The sequence below is a fragment of the Lysobacter brunescens genome (assembly GCF_042677005.1).
GTDB classification, from domain to species: domain Bacteria; phylum Pseudomonadota; class Gammaproteobacteria; order Xanthomonadales; family Xanthomonadaceae; genus Lysobacter_I; species Lysobacter_I brunescens.
Genome location: NZ_JBHTIF010000005.1, coordinates 225,963 through 243,808, shown reverse-complemented (window position 1 = coordinate 243,808; position 17,846 = coordinate 225,963). Strand labels below are relative to the sequence as shown.

General features: G+C 68.7%; 14 protein-coding genes and 1 pseudogene. 8 read left to right on the top strand and 7 right to left on the bottom strand.

The features are described 5' to 3' along the window. Positions 1-4: 4 nt before the first annotated feature. On the top strand, positions 5-1,309 hold the full coding sequence (waaA, locus tag ACFQ0E_RS18040) for a lipid IV(A) 3-deoxy-D-manno-octulosonic acid transferase (protein WP_386826212.1): 1,305 nt from the start codon (positions 5-7) through the stop codon (positions 1,307-1,309). Between the two features lie 366 nt (positions 1,310-1,675). Beyond that, complete coding sequence (locus ACFQ0E_RS18035) at positions 1,676-1,924, top strand: hypothetical protein (RefSeq protein WP_386826210.1); 249 nt, start codon at positions 1,676-1,678, stop codon at positions 1,922-1,924. 125 nt (positions 1,925-2,049) lie between these two features. Here ACFQ0E_RS18035 and ACFQ0E_RS18030 read toward each other — a convergent pair whose 3' ends face one another. From ACFQ0E_RS18030 to ACFQ0E_RS18020, 3 genes are all read right to left on the bottom strand, one after another. Next, entirely contained in the window at positions 2,050-3,399 is a 1,350-nt protein-coding gene (locus ACFQ0E_RS18030; protein ID WP_386826208.1) for a TolC family outer membrane protein, read from the bottom strand. 49 nt (positions 3,400-3,448) lie between these two features. Next, positions 3,449-4,108: a protein-L-isoaspartate O-methyltransferase family protein gene (locus ACFQ0E_RS18025; RefSeq protein WP_386826207.1), complete on the bottom strand. Its 660-nt coding sequence runs from the start codon at positions 4,106-4,108 to the stop codon at positions 3,449-3,451. 208 nt (positions 4,109-4,316) lie between these two features. Then, positions 4,317-5,009, bottom strand: coding sequence for a TetR/AcrR family transcriptional regulator (locus ACFQ0E_RS18020; protein ID WP_386826205.1), 693 nt, complete (start codon positions 5,007-5,009; stop codon positions 4,317-4,319). An 82-nt stretch (positions 5,010-5,091) separates the two neighbouring features. Here ACFQ0E_RS18020 and ACFQ0E_RS18015 point away from each other — a divergent pair, with 82 nt between their 5' ends. Continuing rightward, a complete protein-coding gene (locus ACFQ0E_RS18015; protein ID WP_386826203.1) occupies positions 5,092-6,252 on the top strand; it encodes an efflux RND transporter periplasmic adaptor subunit in 1,161 nt (386 codons plus the stop codon). A 2-nt stretch (positions 6,253-6,254) separates the two neighbouring features. After that, a complete protein-coding gene (locus ACFQ0E_RS18010; protein WP_386826202.1) occupies positions 6,255-9,431 on the top strand; it encodes an efflux RND transporter permease subunit in 3,177 nt (1,058 codons plus the stop codon). A gap of 111 nt (positions 9,432-9,542) precedes the next feature. On the opposite strand, the gene ACFQ0E_RS18005 is transcribed toward ACFQ0E_RS18010, so the two are convergent. The 4 genes from ACFQ0E_RS18005 to ACFQ0E_RS17990 form a co-directional block, all read right to left on the bottom strand. Beyond that, a complete protein-coding gene (locus ACFQ0E_RS18005; protein WP_386826200.1) occupies positions 9,543-10,157 on the bottom strand; it encodes a DUF1294 domain-containing protein in 615 nt (204 codons plus the stop codon). 62 nt (positions 10,158-10,219) lie between these two features. After that, positions 10,220-11,047, bottom strand: a complete 828-nt coding sequence (locus ACFQ0E_RS18000) for an ATP-grasp domain-containing protein (RefSeq protein WP_386826199.1) — start codon at positions 11,045-11,047, stop codon at positions 10,220-10,222. Continuing rightward, the gene (locus ACFQ0E_RS17995; protein WP_386826197.1) at positions 11,044-11,691 is read right to left on the bottom strand and encodes a hypothetical protein; all 648 of its coding nucleotides are present in this window, start codon (positions 11,689-11,691) and stop codon (positions 11,044-11,046) included. The genes ACFQ0E_RS18000 and ACFQ0E_RS17995 overlap by 4 nt, the downstream gene beginning before the upstream one ends. A gap of 115 nt (positions 11,692-11,806) precedes the next feature. Next, positions 11,807-14,362: a penicillin-binding protein 1A gene (locus ACFQ0E_RS17990; protein ID WP_386826195.1), complete on the bottom strand. Its 2,556-nt coding sequence runs from the start codon at positions 14,360-14,362 to the stop codon at positions 11,807-11,809. Positions 14,363-14,691: 329 nt separating this feature from the next. Here ACFQ0E_RS17990 and ACFQ0E_RS17985 point away from each other — a divergent pair, with 329 nt between their 5' ends. The 4 genes and pseudogenes from ACFQ0E_RS17985 to ACFQ0E_RS17970 all read left to right on the top strand — a co-directional run bounded on the left by ACFQ0E_RS17985 (position 14,692) and on the right by ACFQ0E_RS17970 (position 17,838). Next, positions 14,692-15,750 carry a pilus assembly protein PilM gene (locus ACFQ0E_RS17985; RefSeq protein ID WP_386826194.1) on the top strand — a complete coding sequence of 353 codons (1,059 nt, stop codon included), beginning with the start codon at positions 14,692-14,694 and terminating at the stop codon, positions 15,748-15,750. Further along, the gene (locus ACFQ0E_RS17980; protein ID WP_386826192.1) at positions 15,750-16,538 is read left to right on the top strand and encodes a PilN domain-containing protein; all 789 of its coding nucleotides are present in this window, start codon (positions 15,750-15,752) and stop codon (positions 16,536-16,538) included. Before ACFQ0E_RS17985 ends, ACFQ0E_RS17980 begins: the two co-directional genes overlap by 1 nt. Further along, a pseudogene (locus tag ACFQ0E_RS17975) lies at positions 16,535-17,209 on the top strand (type 4a pilus biogenesis protein PilO); the annotation flags it as partial. The gene ACFQ0E_RS17980 and the pseudogene ACFQ0E_RS17975, both read left to right, overlap by 4 nt. An 86-nt stretch (positions 17,210-17,295) precedes the next feature. Next, on the top strand, positions 17,296-17,838 hold the full coding sequence (locus ACFQ0E_RS17970; protein WP_386826190.1) for a pilus assembly protein PilP: 543 nt from the start codon (positions 17,296-17,298) through the stop codon (positions 17,836-17,838). Positions 17,839-17,846 lie beyond the last annotated feature (8 nt).

The following is a 17,846-nucleotide window of genomic DNA, read 5'->3' as shown; positions in this document are numbered from 1 at the left end:
CCGCATGCGGGCCGCATTCCTCGATCGCCTGAGCGAGCACCTCCTGCGCGGCCTGTATTCGGCCGCGCTGTACCTGCTGCTGCCGGTCACGCTCTACCACCTCGTCTGGCGCGGCTTCCGCCAGCGCGCCTACCTGCTGCGCTGGCACGAGCGCTATGCGCGTTATGGCGACGCGGCGCCGCCGCCGGACGGCTGCCTGTGGGTGCATGCGGTCTCGGTCGGCGAAGTGAACGCCGCCGCGCCGCTGATCAATGCCCTGCTGCGCGACCATCCCCATCGCCGCGTGCTGGTCACCACGATCACGCCGACCGGTTCCGAGCGCGTCGCCGCACTGTGGCAGGGGCGGGTGTCGCACGTGTACCTGCCCTACGACCTGACCGGTGCGGTGCAGCGCTTCCTGAGCCATTTCCGCCCCAGCGTCGGCCTGATCGTCGAAACCGAGCTGTGGCCGAACCTGCTGTTCGCCTGTCGCGACCTCGGCGTGCCGACCTTCCTCGTCAATGCGCGCCTGTCCGAACGCTCGCTGCGTGGCTACCGCGCGCTGCGTCCGCTGGTCGGTCGCGCGCTGCGCACGATGCGCCGCGTCGCCGCGCAGTCCGCCGCCGATGCCGCACGCTTCGTGCAGCTCGGCGCGCGCGACGACCAGGTCGAGGTCTGCGGCAACCTCAAGTTCGACCTGCGCATCGATCCGGACATCGATCGCTTCGCCGCGGAGTTCCGCCGCCGTGTCCCCGGTCGGCCAGTGTGGATCGCCGCCAGCACGCATCCCGACGAGGAGGCCGCAGTGCTCGGCATCGACCGCCACCTGCGCCAGCGCTGGCCCGACCTGCTCATGCTGTGGGCGCCGCGTCATCCCGAGCGCTTCCGCGGTGCCACCCAGCAGGCGATCGACACCGGCCTGCGCGTGGCCACACGCACGCTCACGGTCCTGCCCGATGCCGAAGACCAGGTTTTCGTGATCGATACCCTCGGCGAGCTGATGCTGTTCTACGCCTGTGCCGACGTGGCCTTCGTCGGCGGCAGCCTGCAGCCGGTCGGCGGACACAACCTGCTCGAACCGGCTGCCGTCGGCACCGCCGTGGTCACCGGTCCGCATCTGCACAACTTTGCCGACATCGCCGCGCAGATGCAGCAGGCGGATGCCGTCCTGGTGGAAGTAGACGCCAGCAGCGTGGCGTCCGCCCTCGAAGCGCTGCTCGGCGACCGCGTGCGTTGCGATGCGATGGCCGCCGCGGCGCGTGCGCTGGTGGAGCAGGGGCGTGGTGCGCTGCGGCGCACGCTGGCGCTGGTCCGTCCCTACCTGAGCTGAGGCGCCGACGCATCCAGCCGCGCGCGATTGGCGCGTGCGATCCCGGCGCAGGCCGCGATTCGTCCGCTGGATCGATCGGAAATTCGAATGGCCGAACTGCGCGCCACGTCGCGCTTCACGCCTGCGGGCGCCGGCTCCCCGACTGCGAACGGCGTTAGCATCGAAAGATGATGTCCCGTTGCCCCGCGTCGTCCGGCCTGGATGCGCCGCACGGCAGGCGCGCGGCAGCCCGGCATCGACGATACGTGCCAGGGTAGTGGAGTCTCCCCGCATCGATCCGCTGCACTGGCCAGGCCTGGCGACTCCCGGGTCGCCCCGCGCCCGCTCTCCCCCGATCCGATGCGGGTTTTGCAGAGGATGTTCGACATGAAGCATGGATTCATCGCGGGCATGTTCGCGGTGTGCATGGCCCTGGGCATCAGTGCTGCGCCGGTCGCGCACGCGCAGTCCAACGAATTGCCGACCTGCGACGAGAATTCGTTGTGGTCGGTCGCCGAGACCTTGCAGATCGATGCGCTCGGCACGCTGCGCCTGACCTACCTGTGCACGCCGGACGGCTGGATGCTGGTGGGCGTCAGCTACTGCTCGATCACCGGCAACTGCTCGTCGGACTGATACCGGCGGCCAGCGGTCCGGCATGCGTGTCGGCGCATGACATCGAGGCGTGACATCGAGGCATGAAAAAGGCCGCATCGCGTCTGCGATGCGGCCTCTCTGGTCTGCTGCGATGCCCTGTCGGATCAGGGCGTGGACTTGGCCTGCGCATCGACCGACAGCAGTCGGTTCACGTCCGACAGGTCGTCCACGTCCAGCGTGCCCGCCGCCTGCTCCAGCTGCAGGCGGTTCTGCAGGAAGTTGTAGCGCGACAGCGCATATTCGCGCTCGGCGTTGAACAGCGTCTGCTGGTTGTTCAGCACGTCCAGCACCGTACGCGTGCCGACTTCCAGGCCGACCTGCGAGGCTTCGTACGCGCTGCGCGCAGAGAACACCGCAGCCTTGCGCGCTTCGACTTCGCTGATGCCTGCAACAAGGGTCTCGTACGCATTGCGCGTGTTGCGCACCAGCGCGCGGCGCTGCTGTTCGAGCTGGTCGGCGGCGGCGTCGCGCTGGGCGATCGCCTGGCGCACGCGCGACTGCGTGGCGCCGCCGGCGAAGATCGGCACGGTGACGGTCAGGCCGATCGTGGAGGTGTCGGAGTATTCCGCGTTGGCGGGCAGCTCGGGTTCGCCGAACGGACGGCCGTTGCCGTAGGTGGCGCGCAGCCCGATGCTCGGCAGGTGGCCGGCCCGGGCAGCGCTGACGCTCGATTCGGCGGAGCGGACTTCCAGGGACTTGGCCTTCAGCGCCGGATTGTTGTCGAGCGCGGCCTGCACCCAGCCGTTGACGTCGAGTGAGGACGGCAGCTGCGGCTGGAAATCCTGCGGCAGCGCCTTGAGCGCGCGCACGTCGGTGCCGGTGATTTCCTCCAGCGCGCGATAGGCGTCTTCCAGCGCGTTGCGGGTGACGATGGTGTTGGCGCGCGCGCGGTCGTACTGGGCGCGCGCTTCGTGCACGTCGGTGATCGGCGCCAGGCCGACTTCCAGACGCTTGTCGGCGAAGTCGAACTGCTTCTTCAGCGCGGTTTCCTGCGCCTCGGCCGCCGCGAGGGTCTCGATCGCGATCAGCACGTTGAAGTAGGCGGCGGAGGTGCGCGTGATCAGCGAGTCGCCGGCGGCTTCGAGCTGGAAGTCGGCGGCTTCGGCCAGGGCCAGCTGCGAGCGATGGCGGTTGATATCGCCGAAGTCGAGGAGCGACTGGTCCACCGACAGGCCGTAGCTGCGGCTGCCGCTGCCATCGGACACCTTGAAGCCGTTGTTGAGCTTCGAGGTCGTGTCGCTGTAGTTCGCGCCGATCGAACCGCCGACCTGCGGCAGGAACGCCGCGCGCGACTGCACTGCCCCTTCCCGGGTGGCCAGGCGGCTGGCTTCGGCGGCGGCGAACTGCGGATCGCTGCTGCGGGCCAGTTCGTAGGTCTGCAGCAGGTCTTCCGCGCGCGCGCCAAGCGGCAGTGCGATCAGGGCGAGAGCGAGGGCGAGGGGACGGCGGGTCATGGGCATCCTTTGGATTGTTCGATCCAGGCGCTGTGGGGGCGGGACCGGCTTACAGGGTGAATTGCGGTGTGGGTGCCGCGCCGATGAGGTACGGCAATTCGGTTTCGAACAGGGAGTCGACGCTGTGGCCGGCGGCGTTGCCGGCGTGGCGCAGCAGGGCCGCTTCCATCGCCGGCGCGCGGCCGTGGACCACGAACAGGCGGCCGCCAGGACGCAGCCACTTCAGCAGCGCGGTCGGCAGGGTGGCGACCGCGCCGCCGACGCAGATCGCGTCGAACGTGCGATCGCTGTTCCAGGCGAAGACATCGGTGGTCTCGATGCGGACGTTGCCGATGCCTTCGGCTTCCAGGCGCGCGCGGGCGGCGTCGGCCAGGTCGGCATGGATCTCCAGGCTGACCACGTCGCGCGCCAGGGCCCCGAGGCAGGCGGAGAGGTAGCCGCTGCCGGTGCCGATTTCCAGCACGTCCTCGCCGGCCTCCAGCGACAGTGCCTGCAGCGTGCGGCCTTCGAGCACGGGCTTCATCATCGACTCGCCATGGCCGATCGGCAGGGCCACGTCGGCATAGGCAAGGGCGCGGTGGGACTCGGCGACGAAACGCTCGCGCGGCAACCGGGCGATCGTGTCCAGGATGCGGGGCTGGAACACGTCCCACGGGCGGACCTGTTGTTCGACCATGGTCTCGCGGGCTTTGGCGTAATCGATCGTCATCTGGGGCATCTCGGGCAGCGCTTGCGCGGGTTGGGAACGTCTGTCGGGGCGGAAAGTTTACCGGGATGGGGCCCGCGCTGTGGTGCCAGCATCGCCGGAGGCCCCCGTCCTGCCTGAGTGCCGGAAGTCACCGGTACTGGCGTCACCGGCCAAGCCGACCGCTTCGGCAAGTCGCCCGGGCCTTCGGCGCCCGGGCGAGGCCGTGGCTTCAGGCGCCGCCAGCCTCCTGCCGACGGGCCGTGCCGTAGGCGCGCAGGAACAGGTCGACGGTGGCGTGGATGTGCGCCTCCACGTCCTCGCCGGCGAGCGTGCAGCACAGGCCGCACATCATCTGCATGTGCAGCTCGCCCTTGAGCAGGCAGAGGAACTGCGACGCGGCGCGCTCGATGTCGGGGATGTCCAGCGCGCCCTGCGCCACTTCGTCGCGCAGGAAGGCCGCGAAACCCTCCTTGACCCGCTGCGGCCCGGCTTGCCAGAACAGCTCGCGCACGTGCGCGTCGCCGGTGCCGGGCACCATCATCATGCGGTGCATGGCGACGGCTTCCTCGCTGGTCACGAGGGCGAAGAAGGCGCGCGCGATCGCCGTGATCTGCTCGCGCAGGTTGCCCTCCAGGCCGACCAGGAACAGTTCCGGCGGCAGCTGCTCCTCGCACTTGGCGCGCACCGCCGCGCCGAACAGCGAATCCTTGTCGCCGAAGTGGCTGTAGACCGTGAGCTTGGACACGCCGGCGTCGGTGGCGATCTGGTCCATGCTCACGCCATCGAACCCGTGGGTCGAGAACAGGCGCTTGGCGGCGTCGAGGATGGCGGCGCGCTTGCCCAGGTCCTTGGGGCGGCCGGGACCGGCGCCACGGCCGGCATCGGGAACGGGAACAGGAGAAGTGGTGGAAATAGCGTCCATGTCGAAATAGTAGACTAATTGGTTTGATATTTATACGATACTGCGCAGTTCACTAATGCTGGTTCAGAGAAGCGAGGCAGGCATGGCGGCGCGACGGTTCGGGCGGCAAAGGTTCGGGCAGGTGCTGGGACAGATCCTGATGGTGGGGATCCTGGCGGCCTGTGGCAACGACGGCACGCAGGCGCCGATTGCACGTCCGGTGCTGGTGGCGCGGGCGGCGGAAGCCGCCGGCCCCGCACGCGGGGAGCTGAGCGCATTTGCCGGCGAGGTCCGGGCCCGCGAGGAAACCGCGCTTGCCTTCCGGGTCGGCGGCAAGGTCCTGCGCCGGTCCGTCGATGCCGGCGACCGCGTCCGGGCCGGCGACGTCATCGCCGAGCTGGATCCGGGCGACCTGCGGCTGCAGGCCGAATCCCTGCAGGCCCAGGCCGCTGCCGCCGATGCCCAGCTGGTCCGGGCGCGCGCCGACCATGCCCGACTCGCCGCGCTGGCCGAGGACCGCCTCGTCAGCCGCTCCGCGCTCGACCAGCAGACCGCCGCCCTGCGTGCCGCCGAAGGCCAGGCCCGGGCCGCCCGCGCACAGCGCGACCTGGCGCGCAACCAGGCCGCGTACGGCCAGCTCCGCGCGCCCCGCGACGGCGTGATCGCCAGTCGCCAGATCGAGGCGGGACAGGTGGTCGCCGCAGGCCAGCCGGCGTTCACGCTGGCGGCCGACAGCGGCCGCGAGGTGGCCTTCGCGCTGCCCGAGTCGCGCATCCGCGAATTCCGCGTCGGCCAGCCCGTGGTGATCGAACCCTGGAGCCGTCGCGGCGAGCGCCTGCCCGGCCGGATCCGCGAGATCGCGCCGTCGGCCGACCCGCAGGCGCGCACCTACGCCGCCCGCGCGAGCCTCGACGGCGAGGCCGGCGCGGCCGTCGACCTCGGTCAGAGCGCGCGCGTCTACATCCCCGGCTCCGCAGCCGCAGGCCTGCATCTGCCGCTGTCGGCGCTGCAGCGCGACGGCAAGGGCGCCGCTGCGGTGTGGGTGGTCGATCCCGCGACGCGCAAGGCGCGGCAGGTGTCGGTCACGACCGGCTCCTACGGTGACGACGGTGTCGACGTGCGTTCCGGGCTCAAGCCCGACGATTGGGTGGTGCTGGCCGGCGGCCACCTGCTGCATGACGGCGCGCCGGTGCAACCGGTCGATCGCAGCAACCGTCCTGTCCAGGGCGGTGCCGTGCTGAACCCATCCGCGCAGGCCCGGTGACCATGCGCCGCTTCAATCTCTCCGAATGGGCGCTGGCGAACCGTCCGCTGGTGCTCTACATGATGCTGGTGCTGGCGATCATCGGCGTCTGGTCGTACCGCAGCCTGGGCCAGTCCGAGGACCCGCCGTTCACCTTCAAGGCGATGGTGGTGCGCACGGTGTGGCCGGGCGCGACCGCCGAGGAAGTCGCGCGCGAAGTGACCGACCGCATCGAGAAGAAACTGCTGGAAACCGGCAGCTACGAGCGCATCACCTCGTATTCGCGGCCCGGCGAATCGCAGGTGATCTTCATTGCGCGCGACTCGATGAAGAGCGCCGAGCTGCCGGCGCTGTGGTACGAGGTGCGCAAGAAGATCGGCGACATCCGCCACACCCTGCCGCAGGGCGCGGTCGGGCCGTTCTTCAACGACGAGTTCGGCGACACCTTCGGCAACATCTACGCGCTGACCGGCAAGGGCTTCGACTACGCGCTGAAGAAGGACTACGCCGAGCGCATCGAGCTGCAGCTGCAGCGCGTGCCCGATGTGGCCAAGATCGAGCTGGTCGGCCTGCAGGACGAGAAGGTCTGGATCGAGCTGTCGAACACCAAGCTGGCCACGCTGGGCATCCCGCTGTCGGCGGTGCAGCAGGCGCTGGCCGAGCAGAACGCGGTGACGCCTGCCGGCTTCTTCGAGACCCCGACCGATCGCGTGCAGTTGCGCGTGACCGGCGCGTTCAAGTCGGTCGACGACATCCGCGCCTTCCCGATCCGCGCCGGCGACCGCACCGTGCGCCTGGGCGACATCGCCACGGTCGAGCGCGGCTTCGCCGATCCCGCTGCGCCGCGCATGCGCTTCATGGGCGAGGACGCCATCGGCATCGCGGTGTCGATGAAGCCCGGCGGCGACATCCTCAAGCTCGGCCAGGCACTGGATGCGGAGACCGTGCGCCTGGAGAAGACGCTGCCGCTCGGCCTGGAACTGCATCGCGTCGCCGACCAGCCGGCGGCGGTGCGCGATTCTGTCGGCGAATTCGTGCGCGTGCTCGCCGAGGCGGTGATCATCGTGCTGCTGGTCAGCTTCTTCTCGCTGGGCCTGCGCACCGGCCTCGTCGTCGCGGTGAGCATCCCGCTGGTGCTGGCGATGACGTTCGCGGTGATGCACTACTTCGGCATCGGCCTGCACAAGATCTCGCTCGGCGCATTGGTGCTGGCGCTCGGCCTGCTCGTCGACGACGCGATCATCGCGGTCGAGATGATGGCGATCAAGATGGAGCAGGGCTACTCGCGCCTGCGCGCAGCGGCTTTCGCCTACGAGACCACGGCCTTTCCGATGCTCACCGGCACTCTGGTCACGGCCGCCGGCTTCCTGCCGATCGCCACAGCCGCGTCCAGTACCGGTGAGTACACGCGATCGCTGTTCCAGGTGGTGACCATCGCGCTGATCGTGTCCTGGGTCGCGGCGGTGCTGTTCATTCCGTACCTCGGCGAGAAGATGCTGCCGGAACCGAATGCCCTGCCGAAGCCCGGTTCGCTGGAAGGCCGCCTGCGCGCATTCCGCGAACGCATGGCCGACCGCTGGCCGCAATACGCCGGCGTGCTCGCGCCGCCGGCCGCCGGCGGGCATGGCCATGACGCTGTGCACGATCCCTATCGCAGCGGGTTCTACCAGCGTTTCCGCAGCATGGTGCGCTGGTGCATCGGGCATCGCTGGGTGGTGATCTTCGCAACGGTTGCCGCGTTCGTGGTGTCGATCGCGCTGTTCCGTTTCATTCCGCAGCAGTTCTTCCCGGAATCGACGCGCCTGGAGCTGATGGTCGACCTCGAACTGGCCGAAGGCAGTTCGCTGAAGGCCACCGATGCGGCCGCGAAGCGCTTCGAGGCGATGCTCGCAGATCGAAAGGAGGTCGAGAACTACGTCGCCTACGTCGGCACCGGTTCGCCGCGCTTCTACCTGCCGCTGGACCAGCAGCTGCCGCAGAAGCATTTCACGCAGTTCGTGGTGCGCAGCCGCGACATCGAGGCGCGCGAGACGCTGCGCGCCTGGCTGATGCACGATGTGCGCGCTCGATTCCCCGAGTTGCAGCTGCGCGTGACCCGCCTGGAGAACGGGCCGCCGGTCGGCTATCCGGTGCAGTTCCGCGTGTCCGGCGAGCACATCGAACGCGTGCGCGAACTCGCCTACCAGGTGATGGCGGAGGTGCGCGAGAACCCGAACGTCATCAACGTCAACGTCGACTGGGACGAACCCAGCAAGGTCGTGCGCCTGATCGTCGACCAGGAGCGCGCGCGCGCGCTCGGCGTGTCGACCCAGCACCTCGCCAGCTTCCTGTCGAGCGCGCTGTCCGGCCTGCCGGTCAGCACGTACCGCGAGGACAACGAGCTGATCGACATCCTCCTGCGCGGCCCCGAGGACGAGCGCGTGCGCCTGGATCTGCTCGGCAGCCTCGCCGTGCCCACCGCCAGCGGCAAGTCCGTACCGGTGATGCAGGTCGCCCGGCTCGAATCGGTGTTCGAGGAAGGCGTGGTCTGGCATCGCAACCGCCTGCCCACGGTGACCGTGCGCGCCGACATCGCGACCGACCAGACCGCGCCGACCGTCATCGGCCAGATCGAACCGAAGCTGGCGGAAATCCGCGCGTCGCTCCCCGACGGTTACCTGCTCCAGGTCGGCGGCACGGTCGAGGACTCCGCGCGCGGCCAGAACTCGATCAAGGCCGGCATGCCGCTGTTCCTGCTGGTGGTGGTCACGCTGTTGATGCTGCAGTTGCGCAGCCTGCCGCGCGTGCTGCTGGTGCTGTCGACCGCGCCGCTGGGCCTGATCGGCGTGGTCCTGTTCCTGCTCGTCTTCCGCGTGCCGTTCGGCTTCATCGCCATGTTGGGCGTGATCGCGCTGTCGGGCATGATCATGCGCAACTCGATCATCCTGATCGACCAGATCGAACAGGACATCGCCAGCGGACACGATCGCTGGACCGCGATCATCGAGTCCACGGTGCGCCGCTTCCGTCCGATCGTGCTCACTGCGCTCGCCGCGATCCTGGCGATGATCCCGCTCTCGCGCAGCGTGTTCTTCGGCCCCATGGCCGTCGCGATCATGGGCGGCCTGATCGTCGCCACCGCGCTGACCCTGCTGTTCCTGCCCGCGCTCTACGCCGCGTGGTTCCGCGTCCGTGCCGAGGAGGCGCGCGCACCGCGCTGATCCGCGCGCGGGACAACGACCTCTTCCCGTCTTCGCAACCGGGCCGTCCTGCGGCTTCCTCCCCCTCCCACCGCGGGCGGCCCGGGCTGCGTCTTCTCCAGGAGGGCGTGTTCAGAGCGATGGCAGCTGGCTGGCGATGAAGGCCCGGCCATCGCCGCTCGCCAGCCATGCCAATGCGACCAGGTTGATCGCGACCGTGACCCAGAACACGACCTGGAATTCGCGCTTCCGCGACTTGTGACGGAAAAGCCGCTGCGCCAGCAATGCACCCGGCCAGCCGCAGGCCAGTCCGAGCAGGTGCAGCGTGCTTTCCGGCGTGCGCCGTCGCCCGGCATTCGCAGCGGCCTTGTCCATGCCGTAGGCGACGAAGGCGACGATGCTCATCACCGCGTAGGCCCCGGCGACGAGGATCGGCAGTTTCCCGATCAGGCCGGCGCCGACGATGCCTGCGAAGGCGAGCAGCGCGAACGCCGGCGCGACGATGCCGGGTTTCGTGCGCGTGCTGGTCGATGTGGTCGCGTTGGCGAAGCGGATGTCCGCCGCCTGCAGGCGTCCCTTGGCATCCCGCGTCGTCGCGTAGGTCACGATGTCGCCATTCGCCGGCCGCCGCGCGCGCCCGGCGAATGCCTTGATGTGCACGAAGGCGCGGTCGCCGCCGCCGTTCGGCGTCACGAATCCGAAGCCCTTGTCGTCGTTCCAGTCGTGGATCCGTCCCTGGTGGCGCATGTCGGTGTTCCGTCAGTCGTCTTGGTCAGTGGTGAGTGGGTGGATACGCGCAAGGTCTTGTTTCAGGTCCAGGCATCCAGCAGATTGCGCCACAGCAGCGGCGGCGGAATGCCGGCATGCCCCGATTCCTGTGCGTCATTGCACTCGATCACGATCCACTGGTTTTCCGCGGTCAGCGCGAGGTCGACGACCAGAAACGGGACTGGCACGCGCGCGGCCACCGAGGCTGCGAGGCTCAGCCCGTCATCAATCCGATCGCTGCGATAGGGTGGCACCTGATACCAGTAGGGGCCGTGTCCGATGCAGCGCCCATGCAGCCAGAACGTGCGGAATTCGATGGACGGCCGGATCTTGCCCGCGATGTGGCCGGCGACCGGCGCCAGCGGCGTGAACGCGCGAAGCACGGGCTTCTGCCAGTGCAGGATCGGATCGCGGGCGTAGGCGATGCGTGCCTGTGCGTAGTGCGTGCGATCGCGGATGACGGACAGTTCCGGGTTGTGCTTGCTCGTTTGCCGGGAGCCCTTGAGGAAGACCGGCCAGCCGAAGATGGCTTCGACGACATCGACATCGGGCAACGCATCGAAGAGCATCGTCTTCGGTGTGGCGTCTTCGATCAACGGATACCAGCGCTCGATCTCGCTGGCAAGGAGATGCTGCTCCGAATCATTGATCGGTCGAACGCCCAGTGTCCGGGCATCCTCATGGCAGCGGGTGTAGTCCGTCGGCGCGCCAACCCGCAGCACGCCACCGACTTCGCCGTCGATCCGGTAGGGATGCCGGCAGTCGAAGTGGAGGCGGAAGTCGAAATCGTAGGCCGCGACACCGGTCGGGCTTGCAAGGATGGCGACGCGGTCCTCGATCAGTAGCAGTTCCGCACGTTCCAGATTCACGCGCCGCCCTCGAACCCCGCCATATCCTCTTCCAGCAGCATCGCGCGCAGCTGCGCGGCGGAGGCGCGGCGCATCGGCTTCTCGTCGATGCTCGACAGCGGCGCCTGGCGCAGGGCGTCGTGGGGCAGCACGGTGAGGTCGAAGCTGAGGTCTTCGGCGCTGAACAGCCAGACCGGGCCGTCGATCGGGCGTTCGCGGTCGAGGCGGATGCGGCGGCTGCGCGATTCGGCGGGGATGCGGTGGTCTTCGAGGAAGCGCGGCACGGCTTCGGGCTCGTCGGTGTACAAGTGCAGGTGCACCGGCGAGTTGGCATCGGCGGTGCCGTCGAGCACCGGGCCGACGAGTCGCGGGTCGAACGGCGCGAAGAATTCCAGCGCGCGCAGCGCGGCATCGCGTCGACGGCGCAGCTCGCCGGCCTGCGCATCGCCCTGGAACAATCGCTGGTATTCGCGCAGCGCGTCCTCGATCTCGCGGTTGCGCGGCAGCGAGGCGTCGTCGTGGATGCCCAGCCGCGCGGCGGCCTTGAGCTTGGCCTGGTGGAAATCGCGGATGCCGGATTCGGCGATCAGCCGGGCGGCTTCGTGGGCGAGGCGATAGCGGCGCTCGCGGGTCTTCGTTTCTGCGTGCTGGCGGGCGTGGCGCATGGTGAACGATCCCTGCGTGGCCAGGGACTGACTGTAACCGATGCCCGTGAAATGACAAATCGGCGGCGGTGGTGGACCGCAGGCCGGATCGGTGCCCGGCCTGCGATGTCGTGCATCAGAAGATGTCGAACGAGTCCTCGCTTGGCATCGCCTCGTCGCTGCCGTAGTCGACGAAGCTTTCCATCTTCTCGAGGTCTTCGACCTTCACGTATTCGGTGATGCCGCCGCTGCTCTCGGTCGGCAGCAGCTGGCCGCTGGCGGTGACCGCGACCTTGATCATGCCCGGCGGCGGATCGTTCGGCGCCACCGGCACGTCCTTCAGCGCCACCGCCATGTAGTCGATCCAGATCGGCAGCGCGGCCTTGCCGCCGTATTCGCGGTAGCCCAGCGAGGTGTTGTCGCTCTTGCCGACCCACACCGTGGTGATCAGGTTGCCGCCGGTGCCGGAGAACCAGGCGTCGCGGTGGTTGTTGGTCGAACCGGTCTTGCCGCCGACGTCTTCGCGGTTCAGGCGGCGGGCGTCGGTGGCGGTGCCGCGCAGGACCACGTCGCGCATCATCGAGGTGATCTGGTAGGCGATGCGTTCGTCCATCGCGCGCGGTGCGAGCACGGCGCCGGCGGGCAGGGTGGTGGCGACGGCGGCCTTGGCCTCGGTCGGCTTGGCGCCCGGTTTGCCTTCGCCTGGCTTGGGCGTCGCGGCGGTGCCGCCGGCCGGGCCGAGGTCGAAGCCATCGACGACGCTGGAGGCGGGCACGGCCGGCTGACCGGCGCGGCCCGCGCCGCAGCCGCGGCAGGCGACGGCCGGGGTCTGCTTGAACACCTGCTTGCCGTCGCGGTCCTTCACTTCGTCGATCAGCCACGGGTCGATGCGGAAGCCGCCGTTGGCGAAGGCCGCGTAGCCGCGCGCGATCGACAGCGGGGTCAGCGAAGGCGTGCCGAGCGAGATCGACAGGTTCGGCGGCAGTTCCTTTTCCTCGAAGCCGAACTGGGTGATGTACTTGCGCGCGTAGTCCACGCCGATGGCGTCGAGCATGCGCACCGACACTAGATTGCGCGACTGGACCAGCGCTTCGCGCACGCGGATCGGGCCGGCGAAGCCGCCGCCGTCGTTCTGCGGGCGCCAGACCTTGCCGGCGCGCATGCGGAACACGACCGGGGCATCGAGGACGATCGAGGCCGGGTTGTAGCCGCGCTCGAAGGCTGCTGCATACACGAACGGCTTGAACGATGAGCCCGGCTGGCGGCGCGCCTGGGTGGCGTTGTTGAACTTGCTGCCGGCGAAGCTGAAGCCGCCGACCAGGGCGCGCAGCGCGCCGGTATCGGCATCCAGCGAGACCAGCGCCGACTGGGCGCGCGGCAACTGCTCCAGGCGCCAGGTCACCGGGCCGGCCGGAGCCGGAGTGGCGGCGGTCGCGGCGCCGGCCTTGGCCGGGTCGACCTTGGCTTCCGGCTCGATCCGGCGCACGCGCGCCACATCGCCGCGCTTGAGCAGGGTGCCGGGCGCCTTGCCGGTCCAGCGCGAGGTCTCCGGGCCCAGGTCGAGCACCGTGCCGTCGGCCAGCACGACCTGGGCATTGGCGCCGCTGGTGCCCAGCACCAGGGCCGCGCGCAGTTCGCCCTGGGTCGGATGGTCGCGCAGCCGCTTGGCGGCGGTCGCGGCATCCTCGCCCGGGGGCAGGTCGATGTGCGGCAGCGCCTTGGCGTTCCAGCCGTGGCGGCGGTCGTAGGTGCCCAGGCCGTCACGCACGGCCTTGTCGGCAGCGGCCTGCAGCACCGGGTCGATGGTCGTGGTGACGTGGTAGCCCTTGGTCAGCACGTCCTTGCCGAAGCGGTCGATCATCTCCTGGCGGACCATTTCCGCGACGTAGGGCGCATAGACCTCGACCGGGCGCTCGTGCGGGCTGGCGTGCATCGGGGTCGCGCGCGCCGCCTGCTCCTCGGCCGGGGTGATGAAGCCCAGCTCGCGCATCCGCACCAGCACATAGTTGTCGCGGCGCTGGCGGGCGCGTTCCGGGTTGCTGATCGGGTTGGCGGTGGACGGGAACTTGGGGATCGCGGCCAGCGAGGCCATTTCGTCCAGATCCAGCTGGTCCAGGGACTTGCCGTAATAGAACTCGGCGGCGGCGGCCACGCCGTAGGCGCGGTTGCCGAAGAAACTCTTGTTGAGATACAGCTCGAAGATCTCGTCCTTGGTCAGCTCCTGCTCCATCTTCCGGGCCAGGAGCATCTCGGCGAACTTGCGGGTGTAGCTGTACTCGGAACTGAGGAAGAACTGGCGCGCGACCTGCTGGGTGATGGTGGATCCGCCCGCGACGCGCTCCTTGTCGGTGAAGACCAGTTCCTTGATGGCCCGGCCCACGCCCTTGTAGTCCACGCCGTCGTGTTCGTAGAAGCGGGCGTCCTCGGCGGCCAGGAAGGCGTCCTTGAGGCGCTTGGGCACCTTCTCGATCTCGACCGGGTAGCGGCGGGTCTCGCCGAACAGGCCCATGAGCCGCCCGTCACGGGCGTATACATATAAAGGTTCCTGCAGCTCGATGCTGCGCAGGGTCTGCACGTCGGGCAGCCTGGAGGAGACCGTGTAGTACAGCGCCGCGAAGGCGATGCCGCCGACCACCAGGCCGAGCAGGGTCAACAGGAGGGCCCAGCGGAACAGTCGGCGAATCAGGGACATGCGTACGGGAATCCTGGCGGCGATGGGTGTAGACAAGGCAGATGGAGATTATAGGGGGCGGCGCAGGGTCGACAGCCGGCTGGGAGCCGGGCGACAGTGTGACGGGTGCCGCATCCGCTGCCTCACGGGCGGGGTCGGGAGGGGGGCGGGTTCGCGCATCCACCCGTCGGGAGCCCCCTGTGGACCCCGGGCGGGAGGGGGTCATGTCGTGACAGAGTTCACTATGGGCATCACCGGGCGCACGTGCCTGTTGCCATGGGGTGAAAAGTCCGTTATTTAATGTATTGGGACACGTAACGCGCGTAAGCGCGCGTGGGAAGGGGAAAAAAGTGGGACTGTTCGCAAAAAATCAGTCACCGTTGGTGGGTGTCGACATCAGTTCGACCGCCGTCAAGCTCCTGCAGCTGTCTCGGGCTGGCGACCGCTATCGAGTGGAACACTACGCGGTCGAGCCGTTGCCGCCGAATGCCGTGGCCGAGAAGAACATCGTCGAGATCGAGGCGGTGGGAGAGGCCATCAAGCGGGCGCTCAACCGGTCCGGCTCCAAGGCCAAGCACGCTGCCGCCGCGGTGGCGGGGTCGGCGGTGATCACCAAGGTGATCCCGATGCCGGCCGAGCTCGACGAGGACGACATGGAGTCCCAGATCGAGCTGGAGGCCGTCAACTACATTCCGTATCCGATCGAGGAAGTGAACCTGGACTTCGAGGTGCTGGGCCCGATGCCCGGCAATCCGGAGATGGTCCAGGTCCTGCTCGCCGCCTCGCGTTCCGAGAACGTCGAGATGCGCGCCTCGGCGCTTGAGGTCGGCGGCCTGACCGCCCGCGTCATCGACGTCGAGGCCTTCGCGATCGAGAATGCCTACGCGCTCATCGCCGGCACGCTGAACATCCCGCACGACGGCATCGTCGCGCTGGTCGATGTCGGTGCCACGATGACCACGCTCAGCATCCTGCGCAACGGCCGCAACATCTACAGCCGCGAGCAGGTCTTCGGCGGCAAGCAGCTGACCGATGAAGTCATGCGCCGCTACGGCCTGAGCTACGAGGAAGCCGGCCTGGCCAAGCGCCAGGGCGGCCTGCCCGAAAGCTACGAGATCGAGGTGCTGGAGCCCTTCAAGGAAGCGATGGCGCAGCAGATCGGCCGCCTGCTCCAGTTCTTCTACGCCGGCAGCGAGTACAACCGCGTCGACCAGATCGTGCTCGCCGGCGGCTGCGCCTCCATCGTCGGGATCGCGGCGATGGTCGAGGAACAGCTGGGCGTGCAGACCATGGTCGCCAATCCGCTGGCGCAGATGACCCTTGGCCCACGCGTGCAGGCGCACGCGCTCGCGCAGGATGCGCCGGCGCTGATGATCGCCTGCGGCCTCGCCCTGAGGAGTTTCGACTGATGGCACGCATCAACCTCCTCCCGTGGCGCGCGGAGCGCCAGAAAGAACGCAAGAAGCAGTTCATGCTGATGCTGGCCCTGTCCGCGGTGGCCGGCCTCGGGCTGTGGTTCCTGGTCAACACCTACTACAGCATGCAGATCTCGGGCCAGATGGAGCGCAATGCGTTCCTCACCCAGAAGATCGAGGAAGTGAAGGCCCAGATCACCGAGATCGAGAAGCTCGAAGAGAAGAAGAAGAAGCTGCTCAACCGCAAGAAGGTGATCGAGGAGCTGCAGGCGAACCGCTCGCAGATGGTCCACCTCTTCGACTCGCTGGTGCGCACGATCCCCGATGGCGTGATCCTCACCTCGATCAAGCAGGAAGGCGACAAGCTGACGCTGGAAGGCCGCTCGCAGTCGCATGCGCGGGTCAGTACCTACATGGAAGTGTTGTCGGCGTCCGGCTGGATGTCGAAGCCCGAGCTGTCGGTCATCCAGTCCGAGGGCGAGAACAAGGGCCTGCCGTACACCTTCAGCCTCACCGTCACCCTGGTGAACCCGAACGCGAAGAAGGAAGGCGAGGAAGGCGCGGCTCCGGCCGGTGCCACGCCCGCCACCGTCACCACCGAGCAGTTGCAGACGCTGACGCCCGCCACGCCGGCGGCGACCGCGCCCGCCGGCACCGCACCGGCGGCAGGGGCAGCGACCCCGGCGGCGCCTGCGCCCGCCGGCGCCGCCGCACCCGCCAATACTCAGCAGCCCGCCACGCCGGCCGCTCCGGCCGCACCGACGGGAGGAGCGAAGTCGTGAGCAAGAAGAAAATGACCCTCAAGGAGCTCGACTTCAACAACGCCGGCTCCTGGCCGCGCGAGTGGCAGTTCGGGTTCTGCATCGCGCTCTGCCTGCTGATCCTGTTCGTCCTCTGGAACTTCATGACGCGCCCGAAGGGCGCGCAGCTTGAAGGCCTCGAGGCCGAGGAGGTCACGCTGCGCGACGACTTCGAGAAGAAGCAGGGCGAAGCCGCCAACCTCGAACCTCTGAAGCAGCAGCTCGCGCTGATGGAGCAGCAGCTCCAGCAGATGCTGCGCCAGCTGCCCAGCAAGACCGAAATGCCCGCGCTGATCGTCGACATCTCGCAGACCGCGCTGGCGACGGGCATCACCAACGAGCTGTTCCAGCCCGGCGACGAGACCCAGCTTAAGTTCTACGTCGAGAAGCCGATCGAGCTGAAGATGGTCGGTTCGTACCACCAGTTCGGCGCCTTCGTCAGCGGCGTGGCCTCGCTGCCGCGCGTGGTCATCATGACCATGCACGACATCCAGCTCACCCCGCGCGGCGCGCCAGGCGCGCCGACCGACAAGAAGCCCGTCGCCATCGGCCCGGATTCGATCCTGGAGCTGAAGGGCACGGTCAAGACCTATCGCTATCGCGACGAAGACGAAGTGGTCGCGGACGCACCCGCGGGCGGGGCAGGCGGCGCAACCCCGGCCGTGCCCGGTGCGCAGGCCGCCGCCACTGCTGCGAACAAGTCCGCCGAGGCCACCGCCGCACAGGGAGGCAGCCGCTGATGCGCAGACAACACGACAACACGGCGCGCCTCGTGCTCGCGGTCGCGCTGGTCGCCGCGCTCGCAGGTTGCGGGCGTTCGATCACCAGCACGCCCGGCGACGCGCCGAATCTCGAGGAGTGGGTCGCCGAGGTCAAGGCGCGGCCCGCGCCGCCGCTCGACCCGCTGCCGGTGATGCAGCGCTTCGAGCAATTCGAATATGCCGCGCAGAACCTGCGCGATCCGTTCAGCACGGCGTTCTCGCCGGGTTCGGAGGGTGCGGGTCCGCGTCCGGACTCGAACCGGCGCAAGCAGGTGCTCGAACAGTTCCCGCTCGACAGCCTCGACATGGTCGGGACGCTGGGCAAGGGCGGCAACCTGGTCGCGCTGGTGATGGTGCCCGAGAAGGTCACCTACCGCGTGCGGCCAGGCGATTACATGGGCCAGGCGGACGGACGCGTGACTGCGATCTTCGAAGACCGGATCGAGCTCGTCGAGCTGGTGCCCGACGGTGCAGGCGGTTGGCTGGAGCGGCCGGCGACGGTCTCGCTCGATGACGAATAAGACGAGGG

Bases quoted from the DNA above. Each gene is read 5' to 3' on its own strand.
- waaA (WP_386826212.1), top strand. From the start codon at position 5: ATGCGGGCCGCATTCCTCGATCGCCTGAGCGAGCACCTCCTGCGCGGC.
- ACFQ0E_RS18035 (WP_386826210.1), top strand. From the start codon at position 1,676: ATGAAGCATGGATTCATCGCGGGCATGTTCGCGGTGTGCATGGCCCTG.
- ACFQ0E_RS18030 (WP_386826208.1), bottom strand. From the start codon at position 3,399: ATGACCCGCCGTCCCCTCGCCCTCGCTCTCGCCCTGATCGCACTGCCG.
- ACFQ0E_RS18025 (WP_386826207.1), bottom strand. From the start codon at position 4,108: ATGACGATCGATTACGCCAAAGCCCGCGAGACCATGGTCGAACAACAG.
- ACFQ0E_RS18020 (WP_386826205.1), bottom strand. From the start codon at position 5,009: ATGGACGCTATTTCCACCACTTCTCCTGTTCCCGTTCCCGATGCCGGC.
- ACFQ0E_RS18015 (WP_386826203.1), top strand. From the start codon at position 5,092: ATGGCGGCGCGACGGTTCGGGCGGCAAAGGTTCGGGCAGGTGCTGGGA.
- ACFQ0E_RS18010 (WP_386826202.1), top strand. From the start codon at position 6,255: ATGCGCCGCTTCAATCTCTCCGAATGGGCGCTGGCGAACCGTCCGCTG.
- ACFQ0E_RS18005 (WP_386826200.1), bottom strand. From the start codon at position 10,157: ATGCGCCACCAGGGACGGATCCACGACTGGAACGACGACAAGGGCTTC.
- ACFQ0E_RS17995 (WP_386826197.1), bottom strand. From the start codon at position 11,691: ATGCGCCACGCCCGCCAGCACGCAGAAACGAAGACCCGCGAGCGCCGC.
- ACFQ0E_RS17990 (WP_386826195.1), bottom strand. From the start codon at position 14,362: ATGTCCCTGATTCGCCGACTGTTCCGCTGGGCCCTCCTGTTGACCCTG.
- ACFQ0E_RS17980 (WP_386826192.1), top strand. From the start codon at position 15,750: ATGGCACGCATCAACCTCCTCCCGTGGCGCGCGGAGCGCCAGAAAGAA.
- ACFQ0E_RS17970 (WP_386826190.1), top strand. From the start codon at position 17,296: ATGCGCAGACAACACGACAACACGGCGCGCCTCGTGCTCGCGGTCGCG.